Source organism: Gluconobacter sp. OJA (assembly GCF_039638325.1).
Classification (GTDB): domain Bacteria; phylum Pseudomonadota; class Alphaproteobacteria; order Acetobacterales; family Acetobacteraceae; genus Gluconobacter; species Gluconobacter cerinus.
The window spans coordinates 1,085,172-1,106,388 of the sequence record NZ_JBDIWI010000001.1; the positions used below are offsets into that span (position 1 = coordinate 1,085,172).

Sequence of the window (21,217 nt, forward strand, 5' to 3'; positions counted from 1 at the left end):
GCTGGGACATTGTCCTGGTCTCGCAGATGGAAGGAATGTCTCTTCATGACAGTTACTGCACGCTTCGCAGCTCTTGCCTCGATTGCCATGCTGGCAGGCCTGAGCGCCTGTAATGCCCCGGATGCACCGCCAGCACCAGCGCTGCCGTCTGCTGCATCAACCTATACGCTTTCGACTGCGGATGCCGCATTTCTTCAGCAGATCGATGCCATGGATCTGACGCAGGTGAGCATTGCGACCCTGGCTGCGACGCATAGCAACACCGATGTTGTGAAGGCTTTCGCTGCAACAGTGGTCAGTGATCACACGACTAACCGCAAGGCTGTTGCCAAGGTGGCGAGCGACGCCAACCTGACCGTCACTGACAAGCTGAATGCTGGCGATGAGGCGCATGTTGCATCTTTCGGTCATCTGTATGGCGCTGCTTTTGATCGTGTTTTCCTGCGTGAAATCGTGAGCGTTCAAACGCCTGCTCTCAGCAGTGCTCTGGCAACGGCATCGCAGTCTGGCGGAACGGCCGATATCAAGACGCTGGCATCAGACACCACGAAGATGCTCAAGGACCATACGACTCGTGCGCAGGACCTGAGCGGCGCGAAGACTGTCAAAGGTCATCATCATCACTTCGGTCGTCACTGAGCGTTAGAGGGCAATTATGACGGGTGTTCGGCTTGATCGTATTGTAACGCGTGGCGGCGATTCAGGGCAGACTTCACTGGGAGACGGAACGCGTGTCTCAAAAGCCTGTCCGAGAATTGAGGCCATGGGGACGGTCGATGAGCTGAACGCTCTACTTGGTTTGCTCGATTGCTCTCTGAGATCAGAGGAAAGTATACGAGATCTTTCCTCTGATATTCGGAAGATACAGTCCTGTCTTTTTGATTTAGGGGCAGATTTATGTATTCCGGATAAAGAACGTCCGCAGAGTCTTACAGTAAAAGCTATTATTTGGCTGGAAGAACGCATCGAAGACATGCGTCTTCAGCAGCCGGCGCTCAAAAGCTTTATTCTGCCTGGCGGTTCTCTTGTTTCTGCACATGCCCACATGGCCCGGACTGTTGCGCGGCGCGCGGAGCGGCGGATTGTGATTTTGGAGCATGGTCCTCAGGAAGGGCTCAGGTTTCTAAACCGCCTTTCTGATTATTTCTTCGTTCTTGCACGTCATGCCAATGCTCACGGAGCAGATGACATTCTCTGGCAACCGGGTCAGTGGCAGTAAAAGAAAGATGAATACAGTCTTATTGTGTTGATGACAGGACATATAAGATCTGATAAAAGAATTCAGTCTGATACACCGGAATGAGTTAGAAACCCGGCAGTGTCGACTTTCATTTCCTTGTCAGGACATGCTTTTTTCTGATCGGCTTTACGCCTTTCAGAGCCTCCGTCATTTCAGGTGGGCATTCTGATCAGGTGACATAGAACAAATTTTATAATTGGTTGAAAAAACGAAGAATGCAGGACGATCAGCAGGTTAGTGAAGACAAACTGCGAGAGGCGCTTGCTCGTCTGGGATCAGGATCTTCCCGTCCCCAGAAGGCGCGTCCCATCACGCCAACAACAGAACGTCGCCGTCGCTTTGTGCGAGATGGTCAGGTTGTTGTTGAGCATCAGGCAAGCCGTGGATTTGCACAGCGCAGCAACGCTCCGAGCCAGGACGACCAGGACGAAATTGAACGTCTTCGCCAGTCTGTAAAGCGTGAGCAGCGTCGCTGGGAAGAAGCAGAGCGTTATCTGGCTGAAGCCCGCACGCAACTCAAAACATATGAAACGCGCGAGGCTCACGCCAAAATCCAGATTACGGAACTCAATCGTCATCTGCGTGAGCATCAGGACCAAATTCAGTCTCTGAAAGCACAGCTTCACCAGTCCCGTGAGCAGGCTGCTGAAGCTGCCCGCCGTTCGCCGCGTCCTGTTGGACGTCCGCGTAAGGAAGTGCAGGACGAAGCTGTAGTGAAAAAAGTCGAGAAGGCCGCTGTTGAGGCCCCGGCTGTTCTTCTCGATGAGCCGGAACCTGTTCAGTGGTGGGTAAAGGCCTGAAGTTCAGGCTCTCGGGCGTCTTACAGAACGCCCGAACCATATCATGATGCCTAAAAACACAGCCCAGCCTAATCCTGACCGAACCATGTCAGGAATGGGAAGGGCCAGTGTTTCCGTGCTGCCTGTGGCACCCACAAGGGCTGCCACGGCCACACCAACCAGACTTTCTCCGACAATAAAGCCCGATGCGATCATTGTACCCTGTTCTTTAGGGGACTTGCGCAGCAGCCAGCCAAGGCCTGCTCCGATCGCGATCGTCACGGACACGTTGGCGGGCAGGTAAATTCCCATACCAACGGCTAGAGGCGGCAGAGCGAGATTACGTCGCTTCAGAAGAATATCCGCAATAACCAGTACAATCCCGATCACCGCCCCGATTTCCAGCATCAGCCAGTCGAGGTTGTGTGAGAGAATACCTGTCGCGATGGCAGCCATGAGCGCGGGTTGTGGCGCTGGGAGAGCTCGGGTCGGATCCATATCCGCGCGGGGCATCGCTCCAACAAATCCGTAGGCCTGATAAAGTGTCTGCAAGACCCATGGAATAACCACGGCACCAACAGCGCACCCTATGAGGAGGGCAACTTCCTGCTTCCAGGGAGACGCTCCAACTAACTGTCCGGTCTTGAGGTCCTGCAGGTTATCATTTGATACAGCAGCAGACGCCGTGATGGCAGACAGTACGAATAATCCGAATGCAATAACCGTTGGGCGTTGGTCGGGCGAAAGAACGCCGCCACTTTCCAGTCCCCAGAGTGTGACGGAAATGGCAATGATCGCGATAATTCCGACGCCCGAAATCGGGGAAGACGATGATCCGATAATGCCCGCCATATAACCGCAGGCACTCGCGACCAGAAAGCCGAGACCGAAACAGGCGCCCAACCCCAGAACAACGAGCGTCACAAGGGATGCGCCGTGTGGCATTGCAGGCCACAGGAACTGGGTAAACAGTCCAGAAAGAACGAGAGCCAGCCCGATGCTCAGGCCGATCAACGTGCGCGGCGCGAGATCCAGGTCGCTCTCATCCTGTGACGCGCGATGCTTAACGGACAGAGATTCTTTCAGTCCGATCGCAACAGGTTTGGCCAGTGCGAGCAGCGTCCAGATTGCGGCAACGGCAATTGTTCCGGCGCCGATGAAGCGCACTTTATGAAGCCACAAACCTGTCGCCGCGGCCATAGGGTCAGCGGCCGGGTTCAGATGTCCCAGGATGGGAACCATAACGCCCCAGCCCATCAGAACACCCAGCAGCATGGCAATGCCACCGCCGATGCCGACAAGATAACCCGTTCCCAGAAGTGCGAGGGAGAAGCTGATATCCAGACGAAACACGGACGCGCCGAAGCTGGTAGCGGCCGAAACGCCGTCGGACAGTAGTCTGAGCCCTGATGTCGCCAAAGCAACGGCAGCAGAGACAAGGCTTCCTTTTGTCAGGGAACGCAGGCTCTCGGCATCGCCTTCAGGAGAAGAGGCTCTCAGGATTTCAGCGCAGGCGGTACCTTCCGGATACGGGAGATCAGAATTCTTCACCAATGCTCGACGCAGCGGGATCGTGAAGATGACGCCGGTCATGCCTCCTGCAAGTGTCAGCAGGAGTGAGACAAAATATGGAAATTCGTGCCAATACCCGACCATGATGAGGCCAGGCAGTGCTGCGAAGACGCAGGAGAGTGTTCCTGCCGCAGAAGCCTGCGTCTGCACCATATTGTTTTCGAGCATCGTCCCGCCGCCCATCAGACGGAGTACGGCCATTGAAATGATGGTCGCAGGAATGGAGGAGCCGAAGGTCAGGCCGATCTTCAATCCCAGATAGACATTTGCTGCCGTGAAGACGACGGTAATCAGGGCACCCAGAATGATGCCCCGCAAGGTCAGTTCGCGGCTGTCCATAAGTTTCATGGTGGGGCGATCCTGTGATGTCGCGTTGTTTTTTCGGGCATTACGCTGCGGAGGCCCGCACCGCAACCATTCATCAAAAAGCAAATGACAGGCTGGACTGATAATAGAGCCCGCTTTTTGCCCCGGCATTTTTCAGATCATGCGATGCCGCAAACCACGCGACGACATGTGTCCAGTTCCAGTGTCGAGATACGGCCCATGTCAGCAGACCATTAGGGGCTACGCCTATGAAGTGGCTGCGAAACCTGGGGAAATTATAAGCCGAACTGATTGAATAGACGGAAGACGCTGTGGTCTCCCTCCATAGAATCGGGACTTTGATCCGCAAAGACACCTTACCGTAGGACCCTACGACGATGGGGGACAGATTGATCAGGTTCGCTGCGCCAATGTAGCCCGTGTAGTCCAGATACGGATTCTGCGGGGCAAAAGGCGCACTGTAAGTCCCGACTGTTCCGGTACGTCGGTTTTCATTGCCGCCGGAATAGACGTCCGTCTGAATTCCGAAGAAGGGTTTGAGAGGCAGATTGGAACGTCTGTATCCCAATGTCGTATTTACGGAATAAGCAGAGACCTGGCGCCGGGCAGTGGTTCCGTATTGTGTGAAATTGCCTTGCTGCCACAAGACGCCAATGGCGTATTCCAGTTGCTGGGCTGTGGCGTACCACCGAAAACCGAAATTGTTACGATTTGTCGCGCCCGTTACGGAGCTGATTTTGCTCGCACTGACCAGCGGGACAGAGCCTGTTTTTCCACCAAGATGAAAGCCAATCCAGAATAGATCGAGATAGGACTGAACACGCTGTTGGCCCAGATGGAACGCGGGGACGTCAAAGGTTGTGTTGAAGCCATAGAGGCGCGTGTTCCAATCCTGCGTGTCGTGGAACATGGCCGTTGGGGTGATGTCTGTCGCAACGAAGTCATAGAGATCGAACCGGACATGTGGAAAAATTGCGTAAGCGCGCGGTCCGTTCCAGGTAATCTGGATATTCGGGGGTTCCCGGTCATACAGGACATAGGATGGCGCATCGAGAAACTGCTGCCTTCCAAACATCAGGCCCGTCTTTGCCGTGCCAATCGTGCGTTTGTATTCGATAAAGGCCTGATGCAGGTCCAGACGCTTACGGTAAGTGCCACCATAGCCATATCCGTTCCAGCCTGCGGCCGTACCGTTTACGAGCTGCGCGAAGATACGCCAGTGTTCTCCGATATGAAGGTCGGCTCCCAGCATGTTACGCGTGACAAAGCGGCCTGAACCGGAGTGGGTATTCGTCCCCAGCATCGGATAGTCATTGTACCAGTTGCGGAGGCGGGTGCGTTCGGAGAGGGACAGCCAGATTGTGCGTTCACTGTTCAGAGCAATAAACTTCAAGGGATCGAAAATGTCGCTCTGATGGTGCTTGTCACGCAGATATGACCAGTCTTCGGCCCATGGCGCGACACCATAGCGTCCGACAGGCCCAAAGCCCGCACCTTCGCCGTTGCCGCGATTGAATCCACCCCATCGGGGCTGGCGTCCGATCGGCGCCACATTCTGGCTCGGCGTCAGGCGGCGTGGTTGTTCCAGGAACCCTGCATGGGGAAAGTTCTGGATTTCCGGACGTTCTGCGTGATGGACCTTGATCCTTTCTTCTTTCGATGCCGAAACGTCAGGAGTCGCAGAAAAGGCTGAAGACCCAAAGCCTGCCAGGCAAGCCAGGGTCGTTTTCAGCGTAATCCGGATTTTGACGTCAGGTGAAAGAGAAGGAAAAAGGCCTTTACTGCGTCCGGCCACGGAACTTTACGACGGGGAGGTGCTGCTGATTGTAAGTCAGCTCATCCTTGGTCAGCTGATAGCCGATTTCGAGCGTGTAAGGATTTTCCTGGATATTTTTGGATGCAGGAAGATCAACAAGGCGCAGATCCGTACGAACAGACTGGTTGCTGACATTCGGTTCCAGCCTGAATGTGTCCGTGAAGACTTTCTTATCCACGATTTTTCCGTCACGCATGATGACGATAAAATAGGGGACGTCGATGGTGCCGGTCTTGGAGGCAGGTCCTCGCGTCAGGTTCATTGCCAGACTGACGCGGGTACGAATCATCTGCTGGTCTTTGGGGCCTTTGGGGCCACGTTCGCAGTCCCCTGAAATGGCGGTGAGCTGTGCGTGGCTGACCAGATTCCCGATGTCCGGATCTTTTCCGTCATAGACAAACCGGTCTGCTGCGGCGCTGGGAATATCCGTGACCGGGCATGTGGGGGCAAAGAAGCCCGGATTGGATTCGTCACATCCCGCGAGTGTTGAAATCGCGACGACGGCAAAAGCCGGGACAAACAGGGACGTGGCAAGGCGCCGAAAGGCTGGCATCTGCTGTAGAAACTCCCACAAAGCGGCCCGGACGTTGCGACATGCGTCAATCCGGTCGATACTGGTCCTACATATCGAACTCCGCCCGCTTGGGGAACACCATGTCAGATCAGACAACTCTTGCACCTGAAGGTGCTGCACACCAGAAGACGCTCCGCGTCCTGCTGGCCGGGCCTCGCGGCTTCTGCGCCGGTGTGGATCGTGCCATCCGTGTCGTTGAAGAAGCGCTGCGTCGTTATGGCGCGCCCGTCTATGTGCGTCACGAAATCGTCCATAACCGTACTGTGGTTGAAGGACTGGAGGCCAAGGGCGCCATTTTCGTTGAGGAACTCGACGAAGTGCCGCCCGACGGGCATGTCGTTTTCTCAGCGCATGGCGTGCCGAAGTCAGTTCCAGCCGAAGCGCAGCGCCGCAATCTGCTTTACCTAGATGCAACGTGCCCGCTGGTTTCCAAGGTGCACCGCGAAGCAGAACGTCACTTTGCAGGCGGCGGTCCAGAGCAGCTCCATATTCTGATGATCGGTCATGCCGGCCATCCGGAAGTAGTGGGCACAATGGGCCAGCTTCCGCCGGGCGCTGTCACGCTCATCAACGATGCTGAAGAAGCCCGTACGATCCAGCCAAAGGATCCGGCGAAGCTGGCCTTCATCACGCAGACGACGCTGTCCGTGGATGATACGGCTGAGATCGTTGATATTCTGCGGACTCGCTTCCCGCTTATTGAAGGCCCGAAGCGCGAAGACATCTGCTACGCGACGACCAATCGTCAGGAAGCTGTGAAGGCCATTGCGCCGGAAAGTGATCTGGTGATCGTGATCGGTTCGCCAAACTCTTCCAACTCGCAGCGCCTGCGGGAAGTGGCAGAGCGTTCTGGTGCCCGCCGCGCACTTCTGGTGCCGAAGCTGGAAAATCTGGACTGGTCTGTGCTGGAAGGCGTTGAAACGCTTGGCATCAGTGCAGGTGCGTCCGCTCCGGAAAGCCTCGTGCAGGAAATGGTGACGGCGCTTGCTGCGAAGTACACGCTGAAGATCGAAGAGCGCATCATGAAGGAGGAAAACATCAATTTCCGTCTTCCAGGTCCGCTTGCTGGTGAGGACAACTGAGTCTTCATGGCCGTCTATACTGAACTGGCGGCCGAGGCGCTTGAAGCGTTTCTTGGCACATATGACATCGGTGCCCTGGTTTCTTTCCAGGGCATTGCCGAAGGCGTCGAAAACAGCAACTTCCTCCTCCAGACCACAGAAGGGAAGTTCATCCTCACGCTCTTTGAGCGGCGGGTCAAAGCGTCTGACCTTCCATGGTTTCTGGGGCTGATGCAGCATCTGTCAGGGAAGGGCATGAACTGCCCGCAGCCCGTACAGGCAAAAGACGGGATCGCTCTCAGGGTATTGGCAGATCGGCCTGCGGCGATCACCACGTTCCTTCCGGGGCAAGCTGTCCCTCAGATTACGGCATCTGCCTGTCATGCACTGGGACAGGTTCTTGCGACATTCCATAAGCTGGGGCAGGACTATACAGCGGAACGCCCTAATGGGCTGTCTGTGGAAGCCTGGCGCCCACTCCTTGAGAGCTGTCAGGGCAGTGGGGATGACCTGCTGCCGGGCCTCACGCAGGAACTGTCCGATGCACTGTCACGGATTGAAAAGTCTTGGCCTGCTGCGGGCAGTTTGCCTCGTGGGCAGATCCATGCAGACCTCTTTCCCGATAATGTCTTCTTTCAGGGCGACCAGGTCTCTGGGCTGATCGATTTCTATTTCGCTTGCACGGACCTGTTTGCTTACGATCTGGCGATCTGTCTGAACGCCTGGTGTTTTCGCGATGAGAAGGTTTTCGAACCTGCTTTCGCTAACGCCATGATCGAAGGTTACGAAAACGTCCGCAATTTAGAGGTGGCTGAAAAGGAAGCTTTGCCAGTTCTGTGTCAGGGGGCTTCAATCCGGTTTCTGCTGACGCGCCTCTACGACTGGATCAATACCCCGTCTGACGCACTGGTGACCCGCAAGGATCCACTGGCCTATCTGGGTCGTCTCCGACTTTTTTCGGGTGTCGCGCATGTCTGATGCGAGCGCGGATCAGCTGCCGGTGGAGATCTGGACGGATGGTGGATGCAAACCCAATCCCGGCCCAGGGGGTTGGGGAGCACTGCTTTGCTTTAAGGGCAAGGAGAAGGAGCTATGGGGCGGCCATCCGGAGACGACCAATAACCGCATGGAACTGACGGCTGCGGCTGAGGCTCTGGAAGCTCTGAAGCGGCCGTGTCGGGTCACGTTGCATACAGACAGTGAATACCTTCGGAACGGTATCACGCGGTGGCACAGTGGCTGGGTACGGCGGAACTGGCGTAATTCAGCTGGTGATCCCGTTGCCAACATGGATCTGTGGCAGCGCATTCTCGATGCGGCCAAACCTCATGAAATCGAATGGCTCTGGGTGAGGGGACATTCTGGTGATGTGAACAATGAACGTGTGGATGTATTGGCAACCCGGGGACGGGAAGAGCTCTGGAAAAGTCATGTTTTCTGCGGGTTACTGAAGAAAGTTCAGAAAAATGCAGAAATATGAAAAAAGGGGCTTTACCGACCCCGGCGGTTGGACTAAATACCTCCTCACCGGTCCCGAATAGCTCAGTTGGTAGAGCAAGCGACTGTTAATCGCTGGGTCGTAGGTTCGAGTCCTACTTCGGGAGCCACTCTTTCTTTTTGAAAGAATTGGTTCGGTACAGTGAAAAGCCCCTTACGGGGCTTTTTTCATATCTACTGTACTGATTGACCATCACCGGACGCTTGATACCGTTCCGGTGATGAGTTCTTGGGATTTGCTCAGAGTTCTTCTGGCCTGACGTCTTCCAGGCGATCCAGCGCCCACAGGCTGGGAAAGAGACGAATCCAGGTTGCCGCGACAAGAATTGTTCCTACACCGCCTGCGATAACAGCTGCTTCTGGCCCGATGGCTGTTCCCAGCATTCCGCTCTCAAATTCGCCCAGCTGGTTGCTGGAGCCGATGAATAGCGAATTTACAGCAGAGACCCTTCCGCGCATGGCGTCTGGTGTAGCCAGCTGAATGAGTGACGACCGGACGACAACACTGATGACGTCTGCTGCTCCTAGAACCATCAGGGCGACGACTGAAATCCATGTGATGTGCGAAGCGCCGAATACGATGGTCGCGATTCCAAAAACAATCACGGAAACAAACATCGTAATTCCAGCGCGGCCCCCAAGTGGATGGCGAGACAGCCAGGCTGATGTAAAGAGCGCTCCGAGGGCGGGGGCTGCGCGCAGAAAGCCTAGCCCTATTGGTCCCACATGGAGAACGCTATCCGCATAGACGGGGAGCATGGCAGTGGCGCCGCCCAGAAGAACCGCAAACAGATCCAGTGAAATCGCACCAAGAAGGTCGCGACGTCTGTTCAGAAAACCAAGACCCGCAAATACAGAGGCGAACGTCACAGGGTCTTTTGATGCGACCTTATGGCGCAATTTCAGAGCCAGCGTTCCTAGAAACGCCAATGCGAATCCAAGCGTTGCAAGGCTGTAGCAGATGACTGATCCGAGCCCGTAGAGAAGGCCGCCCAGGCTGGGTCCCACAATGGATGCCGTCATGAACAGCGAAGACATCAGGGCCTGCGCTCTGGGCAGAAGCTGAGGGGGGACAATCGCTGGAAGAAACGCCTGCTGGCACGGCATCTCGAAGCTGCGCAGCGTGCCGTAGAACGCTGCAAAAGCGTACACATAGGCCGGGGTCAGGCAATGCATGGCCGCTATGGCTGCAAGGGCGCCCGTGCTGAGCACCTCCAGAATCTGGCAGATCAGCACCACGCTGCGACGATTAAAACGGTCCGCGACGTGTCCGGAGATGAATGTCAGAGGAACCATCGGTAGAAACTGTGCAAGGCCCAGATAGCCCAGCGACGAAACGCTATGGGTCAGGGCGTACATCTGCCAGCCGATGGCAATTGTCAGCGTCGTCGCAGAAAGCTGGGAACAGATTCGGCTGATAATCAGTGGGCCGAGGCCGGGCAGGGCCCGTAATGCTGGTTCAATCATTCAGGCACATTAGTCACTTCCGGCGTGCAAGTTTATTGCAAAATTCCGAGCCGGAAGGCAGATGAGAGACATGAATGCTACATCCACACCCAAACCCGTAACGTACGCAACCGTCACCTGGGACCAACTCCATCGTGACGCCCGTACTCTTGCTGCGACGCTCATGGAAAAGCACGGTCCGTTCCGCGGTATCGTGGCGATTACGCGTGGTGGCCTGATCCCCGCAGCTATTCTCGGTCGTGAAATGGGCTGCCGCCTGATCGAAAGCGTTTCTGTCATCAGCTACGCTGGTGAAGAAGGCACGCAGCACCAGCCGAAGGTTGTGAAAGCACCAACCGCCGCAGGTGACGGTGAAGGCTTCCTGATCGTCGATGATCTGGTTGATTCCGGCATTACGGCTCAGTTCGTGCGTGAAATGCTGCCCAAGGCTGTTTTTGCCTGCCTATATGCCAAACCGGACGGAAAACCGCTGACCGATCACTATGTCACGGAAGTCGCTCAGGACACTTGGGTGCTGTTTCCGTGGGATACGGCACCACTTTTTGTGCCTCCGCTCGTAAGAAATGAAAAAGATTGAAAAAACCCTATTGCGTCCGGAACTTATACCACCTAAGTTCCGCCTCGGTTCGGGGCGTGGCGCAGCCTGGTAGCGCGCCTGTTTTGGGTACAGGAGGCCCCCGGTTCGAGTCCGGGCGCCCCGACCAGTCTTTGAGGTTTCTTTACTGCGCCCTTAGCTCAGTTGGATAGAGCAACAGCCTTCTAAGCTGTGGGTCGCTGGTTCGAATCCAGCAGGGCGCGCCAGCCTGCTTAACAGCAGCGCCGCGCGCCTAGCAATTTTCAAAAAATTAGTTGGCAGGATTATTTTTGCTATAGGCATCTCGAAGAACCTTTTCCATTGCTGGTTCTGGTGATCCGAGAAGTGTCTGCTTCAAGGCGCTGTTAGCCTTGATCGACAAAAGCCCCCATGCACCTGAATGGTCGTTTGCCATGACGATTTCGAGCTGCTGCGCCGCACAGTCGTGGGGTTTGCACATGTGACCCAGTGCATAGCGTTTTCCATCTTGGGAAAAATATTCCACAGGCGTTGATGTGCCCTGTCCTGATACGACCCAAGCCGGCAATGTAATCATGCTTTTATAGGCCTCCTTGAAGCCCGAACGGCTCAGGAGCTCCTGTGTCGTTGGAACTTCTGCAGACGCAAGTGAGGTGGAGAGTGCGATAAGGGGTAACATCGCAGCGAATAATTTCAGTTTCATATGTAGTGTCCTCTCCAGCCGAGCTCGTTCAGTCAGACAAAGTGATTCCGTTGCTCCTCAGTGTCTGGAGGAGGGCGCTTTGGTCCGCGTTGATGCCACGGCAGGCCTCAAGCGCGATGTCTGTCCTGAAGCCACAGCGCATGGCGTCCTCAGCAGTTGCCGCGACACAGAAATCAAGCGCCAGACCACAGATCACAACATGGTTGATGGAAAGGCCGCTGAGGAGCTTATTCAGGCCGGTAGAGGTGACATGGTCATTGTCGAAGAACGCTGAGTAGCTATCCCGATTCTGGGCCATTCCTTTGTGAATGATATGGCTGATCGGGCTAAGGTCGAGAGATTTTGGAAAATCAGCACCTGACGACGCTGCAACACAATGTGCGGGCCAAGGTCCGCCTTGTTGCGTGAAAGAGCAGTGATCTGCGGGATGCCAGTCCTGAGTGGCAATCACCGCCCCAAAGCCGAGATGGGATCGGGTATTAACCTGAGCAATGATTTCATCGCCTTTAGGAACAGCCAAGGCTCCATGAGGCAAAAAATCATTCTGGACGTCGACGATAATCAGAGCTGAGTGCTGAAAATCAGGCAAAGGAGCAATCTTCCAAGGCTGAGGCAGGAACCATGTCCTGCAGAACGCATTGTGCGATCTTAATCAGCCTCCATGCCTGGAAGAAAGGTTTCCCGTTAGAGGCGTGTCACCAGAAGCTGGTTAATCCGGAAGCCCTCAACATCCACAACTTCGAATCGGAAGCCTGAAGATTCGACGCTATCGGCCTTTCGGGCCATGCGACGCAGCCGATTCATGACGAAGCCACCAACGGTATCGAAATTCTGGGCATCGTCGAAAATCGGAATATCCAGTTCGCGAATAACGTCACCGATTGGTGCTGCCCCATCGATGAGCCAGGAGTTGGCATCGCGGCGGACAATGGCCTGCTCCTCAAATGGGCTGACGAGACCATCCATCAGAGCGCCCATGATGTCCTTGTAGGTGATAAGGCCCACGACTAGGCCATATTCATTCACGATCAGTGCAAAGCCTGCGGAATGAGCATCAAACTGCGCGAGAGTTTCCCACAGGTTCAGCGTGTCGGGCAGGGACAAGACATCACGGCGCATCTTGAAGATCTGGCTGGCGACGGGCGTCAGGCTCTCCTTGGATTGCGGCTCATCCACAACCGCAACCAGAACATCTTCTGCGCGAATAGACCCGATCACGCGATCCAGACCGCCATCGCAAAGGGGATAGCGGGAGTAGGGACGCACGCGAACCTTATCCCGCTGGCTCTCCGGTGTCTCTTGAACGTCCAGAAAGACGATCTCATCACGCGGGGTCATGGCGGACGTTACGGAGCGATCCTGAAGGCCCAGAACATTCTGAATCATCTGATGCTCCTGCTCCAGCAGGATACCAGAGGCTGTGCCTGCGGCGAGAATAGCGCGTAGGTCTTCAGGCGTTACAGGCTCAACAGTGGCCGCAGCTGGGATTTTCATCACGCGCAGAAGCACATCCGATACGCGCGAAAAGACCCACACCGCAGGATACAGAACCTTCAGGGCCAAGGCAGGGAACCACCCAACCTTAAGAGCGATCCGATCCGGTGCATTCATTGCAATCCGCTTGGGAAGCAGATCCGCGAACAGGACGAAAAGTCCCGTAATAAGAATGAAGGAGCAAGCCGAGCCGCCCTTTGCCGAAAGAGACGGCGAAAAGCCCATGAGCTGAAAGCCGTCTGCGATAGGCTCGCTCAACATCGATTCGCTGATGATACCGCCAAGAACGCCAACGGCATTCAGGCAGATCTGCAGGACAGTAATGACCTGCCCGCTGTTGCGACGGAGCTTCAGAAAGGCAACGGCTCGTGGATCGCCGGCTTCTGCTTTCGAGCGAAGCCGGACGTCACGAGCTGCGGCGAAGGAAATCTCTGAAAGAGAGATCAGGATAGAGACCGCGATCAGGACGACGGTCGCGAGAAGGCCCAGCAGGAGAAGAACAATCATGTGCTGGGTGTAAGAAGAAACTTGCATGCAGGCGGCATCATACTCCGAAGATACCAGAACACGCCAATTATCTTCGGGTGGCAGCCATGCAGGTCCTCAATGTCTTAAAACTGTCAAATCCCTGTCAATGTTCTCCAACCGGCTTCATCAACAGTTTCAAGTCCCAGATCAGCAGCCTTCTTTGCTTTTGATCCGGCTTTTTCTCCCAGCACAACCAGAGACGTCTTTTTGGAAACACTATCGGTTACCTGTGCCCCAAGACGCTCCGCGATCGCTTTTGCTTCAGGGCGGGTCATTGTGGTCAGGGTGCCAGTGAAGACGATGGTTTTGCCCGAGAGGTGGCCTTCGGACGGTGCTTCTTCTGCTTCAATTGTGTGAAGTTGCTGCCGAAGATCATCAAGAGTTTCGACGTTGTGGGCTTCTGAAAAGAATGCGACCAGTTCGTCTGCAATCGCACCACCGACGCCCATGATGGAATCTAACGCTTCCCGCTCTTCACTGCCCGCGTTCGCGGCTACCATTGCGTCGCGCCAGGCTTCGAAGGTGCCGTAATGCCGCGCAAGAAGCTGGGCGTTACGCTCCCCGATCCGGCGAATTCCAAGACCGAAAATGAGCCTGGCCAGAGATATGGTCCGTCGCTCATCAATCGCCTGGAGAAGATTCCTGACCGAGAGCTCTCCCCAGCCGTCCCGTTTCTGAAGTTCATCCTTATGTGCGCCCAGGCGAAAAATATCTCCTGGGCGCAGGACGTAGCCGGCAGCATGAAATTCTCGGATGCTGCGGTCTCCGAGGCCATCAATGTCGAACGCGCCCCGTGACACCATGTGAATGAGGCGTTCCACGACCTGTGCCTCACAGGTCAGTCCGCCGGTACAGCGGCGCACCGCTTCTCCATGAACGCGCTCAGCCAGTGATCCGCAGACCGGGCAGTGATCAGGGAAGACATATCGCGGGCTGCGTGGCTCATCGCTTTCCACAACGCCCAAAATTTGTGGAATAACGTCTCCGGCACGTTGAAGGCGAATCAGATCGCCATCACGAACGTCCTTACGGGCGATTTCGTCTTCGTTGTGCAGGGTTGCGCGCGCAACAATCACGCCACCAACATTGACGGGCTCCAGATGAGCGACAGGGGTCAAGGCGCCAGTTCGTCCGACCTGAATTTCAATCCGCAGCAGCCGGGTGATGGCCTGTTCAGCCGGGAACTTCCAGGCGATGGCCCAGCGCGGCGCGCGGCCCGCAAACCCCAGTCGGTTCTGGAGGGCTATATCGTTCAGTTTGAAAACAATGCCATCGATATCATAATCGAGGCCGGAGCGATCACGAGCGAGCCTGTCCACATACGCGGGGATATCCCGGGCATGTTCGATTAGTTCGGACAGGGGATTAACCGTGAAGCCCCAGCGTGTCAGAGCTTCAAGATATCCTGAATGTGTTTCGCTTATAGAGGACGATGCGTAACCCTGAGCGTAGGCGAACAGGGACAAGGGTCGGCTGCGTGTGATTTCCGGGTCTAACTGCCGAAGAGATCCTGCTGCGGCATTTCGCGGATTGGCGAACGGTTTGATCCCGCGCTCTGCCTGTTGCTCATTCAGGGTCAGGAAGTTCTTCTTTGAAAGGAAAACTTCACCACGGATTTCTATGACATCTGGTGCATCATCAGGGAGAGTGTGCGGAATATCTTTGAGCGTCAGCAGATTGGCCGTGACGTCTTCACCCTCAATACCGTTTCCGCGCGTGACGCCCCGGACGAATTTTCGATTTTCATACGTCAGGTTGATAGAGAGGCCGTCAATTTTGGGCTCGGCGACAAATTGAAGCGCTTGAATTCCGTCGTCATCCAGTCCCAGAAAGCGACCGGCTCGGGAAACAAATCCTTCAAATCCGTCCGACCCAAAAACGTTATCCAGAGACAGCATCGGAACAAGATGACGGTGCTTTCCAAAAGCCGAATCGGGTAGAGCGCCTACGCGATCGCTCGCTCCTCCCTCACGGCGAAGCTCAGGGTTGGCGTCTTCCAGTTCCAGAAGCTCACGCCGGGCAGCGTCATATTCTGCGTCAGAAACCTCCGGGTCGTCCTTGCCGTGATAGGCCTCGTCCCATCGGGCGAGCAGGGTCTCAAGTTCGGCGTGACGATCGGCAGAATTCATGCGGTCTGTTCCAGAAGGCTATCTGCGGCGCCGCGTGCCGCATCAGTAATGACGTCACCCGCAAGCATCCGGGCAATTTCTTCGCGGCGGGCTTCACGGGAAAGAGGCTCTGCAAGTGTTTCAGTGCGCTCGTTGCGGATGCGCTTGGCAATGCGCAGGTGATGGTCACCTCGGGCGGCAACCTGCGGGCTGTGCGTTACGACGAGGACCTGCACGTCCTGTGCGACCTTGTGAAGCCGGTCGCCGATTGACGACGCTGTTGCGCCGCCAACGCCAGAATCCACCTCGTCAAAAACCAGTGTTCCAACATCAGAGCGCTGGGCCAGCACAACCTTCAGCGCCAGCATCAGACGCGATAGCTCACCGCCAGAGGCCACTTTGGCCAAAGGACCGGGCGCCTGACCGGGGTTTGCCGCGATAAGAAAAGAGGATTGCTCCATGCCGCGGCTGCTCCATTGTTCGGGTGCGAGCGGGAGCAGCGAGACAATGAAACGGGCACGTTCAAGTTTGACCGGCTTCAACTCACGGCTGACGGCCTGCTCAAGTTTCTGAGCAGAGTGTTCGCGCGCCTTGGACAGAGCTTTCGCGGCTTCTTCATAGGCCAGCCGCGCTTCTGTCAGAGCGATTTCAAGCCGTGACAGTTCGGCGTTACCCGAATCGAGCGCAGCCAGACGGCTTTTCAGGGACGCGAGAAAGGACGGAAGTTCGGCGACCGAGACGTTATGTTTTCTGGCTTCGGCCCGCAGGGAGAAAAGACGCTCTTCTGTCTCTTCCAGCAGCCGTGGATCACTCTCTGTATCGGCAGCAAGACGCGTTAGCAGCATTTCTGCTTCTGCTAACGCTTCCTCAGCTTTTTCCAGCGCATCCAAAGCTTCCTGAGCCTGTGCCTGATGAGTGGAGGTGCTGCCTTCAGTTTCTGCAGAAGACGGCAGTAGCCGGACCAATGCCCTGCTGGCAGACCGTAAAGCTGCGGAAGGGTTTGATGAGCGTCGGTCACGCGGCGTCAGTTCAGAAAGGGCTGCGGCAACAGCCTCTCCGCGACGTTCATCTTGCTGAAGACTGACACGGAGCGCGGCAAGCGACTCTTCTTCGCCTTCCTGAGGAGCCAAAGTCGAGAGGTCATCAACAGTTGCACGCAGCCACTCTTCCTCGCGCGCAGCAGCATCCATTTCGGAACGTGCTTTTGCGAGGGCTGTACGAGCATTGGCCCATTGATGAAATGTTGCGGCAGTTCGCGCCAGAAGGTTCCGTTTGACGCCGAATGCATCCAGCAAATTCAGGTGAGTGCTCTGATCGGCGAGGCCCATCTGCTCGTGCTGGCCCTGGATTTCCACGAGTTGAGACGCGATACGCCGCAGCAGGCTAATTCCGACAGGCTGATCCGAGACATAAGCGCGCGAGCGTCCATCAGGCGTGACGATGCGGCGCAGCACCAGAGGCTCCGAAGCTTCCTCCAGTGCGATTCCCTGTTCACTCAGGAGGGTGAAAACAGGATGCCCGGACGGAACTTCAAAGATGGCAGCCACACTGGCTTGCGCTGCCCCGGAGCGGATCAGTCCAGCATTGGCCCGGTCGCCGAGGGCAAGGCCGAGGCTATCGAGCAGAATGGATTTACCAGCACCGGTCTCGCCCGTAAGAACGGTGAGACCAGCGGCCAGGGTCAGATCGAGCTTTTCGATCAGAACGACGTCACGGATCGAGAGATGGGTCAGCATGACGGGAATGTTGTGTGTAGTGAGGCGTGTTTCAAACGCCTCACATCAGAATACGCTATGCCAGGCGCGGGAAAAGAATCCACGCGGCTTGCTGGACGTCTTGGTGGGCTGCTTGAACTCACTGGACAGCAGCTTGTTATCCCGCAGATTTGCATAGGCATAGCGGTACCACTGACTGTCCGGATAGTTGTAGCCCAGTACGGATGCCGTCTGTCTGGCTTGATCCTTAAGACCGAGAGCCAAATAGACTTCGACAAGACGCTCCAGCGCTTCAGCCACGTGATTCGTGGTCTGGAAGTCCTGCACGACACGCTGATAACGCGTCATCGCGGCTTCATAGTTGCGCTGCTGCTGATACCAGCGGCCAACCAGCATTTCTTTGCCTGCAAGATGATCACGGCAAAGATCGATCTTCAGCTGGGCATCACGTGCGTACGCTGTCTGTGGGAAGCGGGTAATAACCTCTTCCAGCGCATCAAGGGCTTCAACCGTTCCCTGCTGGTCACGCTGCACGTCAGCGATCTGCTCATAATAGCAAAGTGCGCGCAGGTAGAAGGCATAGGCCGCATCAGGGCTGGTCGGGTGTAGCTGGAGATAACGCTCAAGCTGCTGAACCGAAAGCGCATACTCACCTTGCAGGTAGTAGGCATAGCCTTCCATCAGCTCGGCATTTCCGGTGAAACCGGAATAGGGATAGTTCTGCTGAAGCAGCTCGAATTCGCCGCCCGCCAGTTCATATCGGCCGGAATGAAGGGCATCGATACCGTAATTATACAGCGTCTCTGCGTCAGCAGCCTTTGGAATGACCGGCTTCTCATGCTTGTGAGAAAGCAATGAACAGCCTGACAGAAGCAGCAAACCGCTTACGGCCGCAGCCTTCAGAACAAGACCCCGTCCGTTCCAGGACACTTCGAAATGATGCTGAGTGCTGCTTGCCATACCTGCTCTTCCCGTGAAGCCCGTCTTATATCACGGGAATGCGGGGACGAAAGACCCGCCATTTAACCTTAGGCTGCGACGCGTGTGCGACGATGGCCGCGTGCCGAAACGGTAGGGGTCTCTGCTTCAAAACGCCAGTTTTTCTGATCTGAGAAAACGCTGCGCAGAAGCTCGTTATTGATCTTGTGACCAGACTTATGGCCGATAAATCCCGCTTTCAGGCGATGCCCGCAGCAATAGAGATCACCGATAGCATCCAGAAGCTTATGCCGGGCAAATTCCCGCTCGATTTTCAAGCCCGCTGGATTAAGGATGGTCTTGCCGTCCACTACAACAGCATTGTCGAGAGACCCGCCACGGGCGAGGCCGATACTTTGAAGATACTCAATGTCTTTGCGGTTCACAAAAGTACGGCAGAAAGACACTTCTTCCAGAAAACGCGCCGGGTCGAGCTGCATGGCATAGCGCTGACATCCAATGGCTTCAGCATCAAAATTTAACGAAATTGCAAGAGAAAGACCGCGTTGAGCCGGGCGTAGCTCGGCAAAAGCACCGTTGTCGCCCTCAACTCTCACGTTTCGAAGAATTTCAATAATTTTTCGTGGCGTATTCAGCGTTTTCTTGCCAGCGCATCTTAGGAGGAAGGCAAAGGCATCTGCCGACCCGTCCAGCACAGGCAGTTCCGGCCCGCTGACTGAAATAAGCGCATTATCGATTTCCAAGGCGTTAAGCGCCGCCATCAAATGCTCAATGGTCGCTACACGTAAAGAAGGATCGTCTTTGCACGCGACAACAGTCGAAAGTTTGGTGTCGATAATCCGGTCATAGAGAGCGGGAAACGAAGGAGAGCCGGGGTAATCGCTCCGCTGAAAGCGAATGCCAGTATCCGCTTCGGCTGGTGAAATTTCCAGATCGACATCAAGGCCACTGTGAAGGGCGATGCCTTGGCAGGATATAGCAGAATGAAGGGTTGTTTGCAGGTTCTTCAAATCGGGACGCTCAGAGAAAAGAGGCGTCTGCGTGCTGTCAGACGCGCTGGAAAGTAGCGGGCGGACCTTTCGATCTGCTGGAACCGACTTTCCATGATGCGCTGGCGTAACCTGCATGAATCCCCCGACGATTTAGACTGGCTTATAATAAAACCCAGTCATCGCCGGAGTGCCATTCAATGATTGTTGCCGGATATTACCTGACTGTTTTCCTGCGATGCGCAAGATTTTACAGGAAAGCAGTTTGCTTATTCAGCGACGAAGATAGGTCGGGATATCGAGCGTGGAATCATCGCTACCGTCAGACGGCGCTTGGTTATGGCGCTGGTCGGAGGGGTTATGATGATCCGTCTGCTGATGTGTGTCACGGCTGTTCTGCTCCGTGCGCGGGGCTTGGGGAGCTGCTTGCTGCGGAGCCGGACGGCTCCGGAAAGCGCCTGTCATGAGACCGAAAATGCTGCGTGGGGCTTCTGGAGCTGGTGCACGCGGCGGCTCGGAAAACAGGCCAGCGCGAGGGGAGCGCGGCGCTGCATCGTCCTGCGGGGCTGCGACGTGCGGCTGCTGAGGGGCCGCATGCGGCAGTGGTGCAACCGGGCTTTCTGCTGCCGGTGGGGGCGATGCAGGCTGCTGTGACGCGTTCGGGTCAAGGTTAAAGTTCGGGCGTGGCGGCCCACCTGCGTAGGTTGATCCCGGCTGAAACGTCTGGGGTGCCTGGCGGCTTTGAGCAGACGTATCACGTGGGGCCGAGGCAGATGGGGCCTGCTGAGGAGGCGACGCAGGAGCGGTTTCTGTGTTGCCCGGATCATTTCTGGACTGGGTGTCGATGCCCGTTGCCACAACGGACACGCGAATACGTCCGTTCATGTTTTCATCGATCAGAGCACCAAAGATGATGTTGGCTTCTTCGGCAACTTCTTCACGAATACGGTCCGCAGCTGCGTTCACTTCGTAAAGTGTCAGATCTTCGCCACCTGTGATGTTGATCAGCAGACCGCGGGCGCCAGCCATGGACGCATCCTCAAGCAGTGGGTTGGAAATGGCGCGCTCGGCAGCGGCAACGGCGCGATCTTCACCGTCATCTTCCGTGGTGGCTTCACCGGTACCCATCATGGCCTTGCCCATCTCTTCCATCACGGCCTTCACGTCCGCAAAGTCGAGATTGATGAGGCCCGGAGAGACCATCAGGTCCGTAATGCCGCGAACACCCATGTTCAGGACGTTGTCAGCCATTTTAAAGGCTTCACGGAACGTCGTGTTCTGGTTCGCGGAATTGAACAGGTTCTGGTTCGGAATAACAATCAGGGTGTCGACGTGCTTTTGAAGCTCGGCAATACCGGATTCAGCAGCCAGCGTGCGGCGACGACCTTCAAAGTTGAAGGGCTTCGACACCACACCAACTGTCAGAACGCCACGTTCACGGGCCATGCGCGCGATAACCGGAGCCGCACCCGTACCTGTACCACCGCCCATACCGGCTGTGATGAAGACCAGATTTGCCCCTTCGAGCTGACGCTCGATTTCCTGTGCAGCTTCTTCGGCAGCTTCGCGGCCGATTTCCGGCTTTGCGCCTGCGCCGAGGCCGCGTGTCAGATGGGGGCCAAGCTGGACACGGCGTTCAGCCTTGGAGTGGGCGAGCTGCTGCGCATCCGTGTTGGCAACAACGAACTCGACGCCCTTGAGCTCCGAATCGATCATGTTGTTGACGGCATTCGTGCCACCACCACCAACACCGACGACGGTAATGCGCGGGGCCAGTTCAACGTGAGAGTTCGGGGTCGGGGTAAGGTTCAAAGTCATGATCAGGTCCGGAACTGCGATGAAGCAACGGAAAAAA

At 55.9% G+C, this 21,217-nt stretch carries 19 protein-coding genes and 3 tRNA genes; 10 read left to right on the plus strand and 12 right to left on the minus strand.

Annotated features, from left to right (window positions below; all coding sequences use genetic code 11):
* Positions 1–45 precede the first annotated feature (45 nt).
* The 3 genes from ABDK75_RS05120 (at position 46) to ABDK75_RS05130 (ending at position 2,040) form a co-directional block, all read left to right on the plus strand.
* Positions 46–639, plus strand: a complete 594-nt coding sequence (locus ABDK75_RS05120) for a DUF4142 domain-containing protein (RefSeq protein ID WP_346005137.1) — start codon at positions 46–48, stop codon at positions 637–639.
* 16 nt (positions 640–655) lie between these two features.
* Complete coding sequence (locus tag ABDK75_RS05125) at positions 656–1,219, plus strand: cob(I)yrinic acid a,c-diamide adenosyltransferase (RefSeq protein ID WP_211508345.1); 564 nt, start codon at positions 656–658, stop codon at positions 1,217–1,219.
* A gap of 236 nt (positions 1,220–1,455) precedes the next feature.
* Entirely contained in the window at positions 1,456–2,040 is a 585-nt protein-coding gene (locus ABDK75_RS05130; RefSeq protein ID WP_203547551.1) for a hypothetical protein, read from the plus strand.
* A 3-nt stretch (positions 2,041–2,043) separates the two neighbouring features.
* Here the strand turns inward: ABDK75_RS05130 and ABDK75_RS05135 are convergent, their stop codons facing one another.
* The 3 genes from ABDK75_RS05135 to ABDK75_RS05145 form a co-directional block, all read right to left on the minus strand.
* On the minus strand, positions 2,044–3,939 hold the full coding sequence (locus ABDK75_RS05135; protein ID WP_346005138.1) for an OPT family oligopeptide transporter: 1,896 nt from the start codon (positions 3,937–3,939) through the stop codon (positions 2,044–2,046).
* Positions 3,940–4,012: 73 nt separating this feature from the next.
* A complete protein-coding gene (locus ABDK75_RS05140; RefSeq protein WP_346005139.1) occupies positions 4,013–5,713 on the minus strand; it encodes an alginate export family protein in 1,701 nt (566 codons plus the stop codon).
* Positions 5,697–6,287 carry a hypothetical protein gene (locus ABDK75_RS05145; protein WP_211500626.1) on the minus strand — a complete coding sequence of 197 codons (591 nt, stop codon included), beginning with the start codon at positions 6,285–6,287 and terminating at the stop codon, positions 5,697–5,699. The genes ABDK75_RS05140 and ABDK75_RS05145 overlap by 17 nt, the downstream gene beginning before the upstream one ends.
* A 101-nt stretch (positions 6,288–6,388) precedes the next feature.
* On the opposite strand from ABDK75_RS05145, the gene ispH reads away from it, so the two are divergent.
* The 4 genes from ispH to ABDK75_RS05165 all read left to right on the plus strand — a co-directional run bounded on the left by ispH (position 6,389) and on the right by ABDK75_RS05165 (position 8,976).
* Positions 6,389–7,390 carry a 4-hydroxy-3-methylbut-2-enyl diphosphate reductase gene (gene ispH, locus ABDK75_RS05150; RefSeq protein WP_046901354.1) on the plus strand — a complete coding sequence of 334 codons (1,002 nt, stop codon included), beginning with the start codon at positions 6,389–6,391 and terminating at the stop codon, positions 7,388–7,390.
* A 6-nt stretch (positions 7,391–7,396) separates the two neighbouring features.
* A complete protein-coding gene (locus ABDK75_RS05155; protein WP_346005140.1) occupies positions 7,397–8,347 on the plus strand; it encodes a homoserine kinase in 951 nt (316 codons plus the stop codon).
* The gene (gene rnhA / locus ABDK75_RS05160; RefSeq protein WP_346005141.1) at positions 8,340–8,849 is read left to right on the plus strand and encodes a ribonuclease HI; all 510 of its coding nucleotides are present in this window, start codon (positions 8,340–8,342) and stop codon (positions 8,847–8,849) included. Before ABDK75_RS05155 ends, rnhA begins: the two co-directional genes overlap by 8 nt.
* A gap of 51 nt (positions 8,850–8,900) precedes the next feature.
* Positions 8,901–8,976, plus strand: a tRNA-Asn gene (locus ABDK75_RS05165).
* A 130-nt stretch (positions 8,977–9,106) separates the two neighbouring features.
* On the opposite strand, the gene ABDK75_RS05170 is transcribed toward ABDK75_RS05165, so the two are convergent.
* Positions 9,107–10,333 carry an MFS transporter gene (locus tag ABDK75_RS05170; RefSeq protein WP_346005142.1) on the minus strand — a complete coding sequence of 409 codons (1,227 nt, stop codon included), beginning with the start codon at positions 10,331–10,333 and terminating at the stop codon, positions 9,107–9,109.
* Positions 10,334–10,394: 61 nt separating this feature from the next.
* Here ABDK75_RS05170 and gpt point away from each other — a divergent pair, with 61 nt between their 5' ends.
* The 3 genes from gpt (at position 10,395) to ABDK75_RS05185 (ending at position 11,134) form a co-directional block, all read left to right on the plus strand.
* Positions 10,395–10,910, plus strand: a complete 516-nt coding sequence (gene gpt, locus ABDK75_RS05175) for a xanthine phosphoribosyltransferase (protein ID WP_086633629.1) — start codon at positions 10,395–10,397, stop codon at positions 10,908–10,910.
* Positions 10,911–10,960: 50 nt separating this feature from the next.
* A tRNA-Pro gene (locus tag ABDK75_RS05180) sits at positions 10,961–11,037 on the plus strand.
* 20 nt (positions 11,038–11,057) lie between these two features.
* Positions 11,058–11,134, plus strand: a tRNA-Arg gene (locus ABDK75_RS05185).
* A gap of 44 nt (positions 11,135–11,178) precedes the next feature.
* Here ABDK75_RS05185 and ABDK75_RS05190 read toward each other — a convergent pair.
* The 8 genes from ABDK75_RS05190 to ftsZ all read right to left on the minus strand — a co-directional run bounded on the left by ABDK75_RS05190 (position 11,179) and on the right by ftsZ (position 21,180).
* On the minus strand, positions 11,179–11,589 hold the full coding sequence (locus ABDK75_RS05190; protein WP_202207291.1) for an Ivy family c-type lysozyme inhibitor: 411 nt from the start codon (positions 11,587–11,589) through the stop codon (positions 11,179–11,181).
* Positions 11,590–11,617: 28 nt separating this feature from the next.
* Positions 11,618–12,178 carry an isochorismatase family protein gene (locus ABDK75_RS05195; protein WP_346005143.1) on the minus strand — a complete coding sequence of 187 codons (561 nt, stop codon included), beginning with the start codon at positions 12,176–12,178 and terminating at the stop codon, positions 11,618–11,620.
* Positions 12,179–12,273: 95 nt separating this feature from the next.
* Entirely contained in the window at positions 12,274–13,617 is a 1,344-nt protein-coding gene (locus ABDK75_RS05200; RefSeq protein ID WP_046902044.1) for a hemolysin family protein, read from the minus strand.
* Between the two features lie 86 nt (positions 13,618–13,703).
* A complete protein-coding gene (gene ligA, locus ABDK75_RS05205; RefSeq protein ID WP_099212123.1) occupies positions 13,704–15,740 on the minus strand; it encodes an NAD-dependent DNA ligase LigA in 2,037 nt (678 codons plus the stop codon).
* Positions 15,737–17,455: a DNA repair protein RecN gene (gene recN, locus ABDK75_RS05210; RefSeq protein WP_346005144.1), complete on the minus strand. Its 1,719-nt coding sequence runs from the start codon at positions 17,453–17,455 to the stop codon at positions 15,737–15,739. The genes ligA and recN overlap by 4 nt, the downstream gene beginning before the upstream one ends.
* Positions 17,456–17,500: 45 nt before the next feature.
* On the minus strand, positions 17,501–18,394 hold the full coding sequence (locus tag ABDK75_RS05215; RefSeq protein ID WP_046901363.1) for an outer membrane protein assembly factor BamD: 894 nt from the start codon (positions 18,392–18,394) through the stop codon (positions 17,501–17,503).
* 68 nt (positions 18,395–18,462) lie between these two features.
* Positions 18,463–19,500: a UDP-3-O-acyl-N-acetylglucosamine deacetylase gene (lpxC, locus tag ABDK75_RS05220; RefSeq protein ID WP_346005145.1), complete on the minus strand. Its 1,038-nt coding sequence runs from the start codon at positions 19,498–19,500 to the stop codon at positions 18,463–18,465.
* Between the two features lie 135 nt (positions 19,501–19,635).
* On the minus strand, positions 19,636–21,180 hold the full coding sequence (gene ftsZ / locus ABDK75_RS05225; protein WP_346005147.1) for a cell division protein FtsZ: 1,545 nt from the start codon (positions 21,178–21,180) through the stop codon (positions 19,636–19,638).
* Between the last annotated feature and the right edge of the window lie 37 nt (positions 21,181–21,217).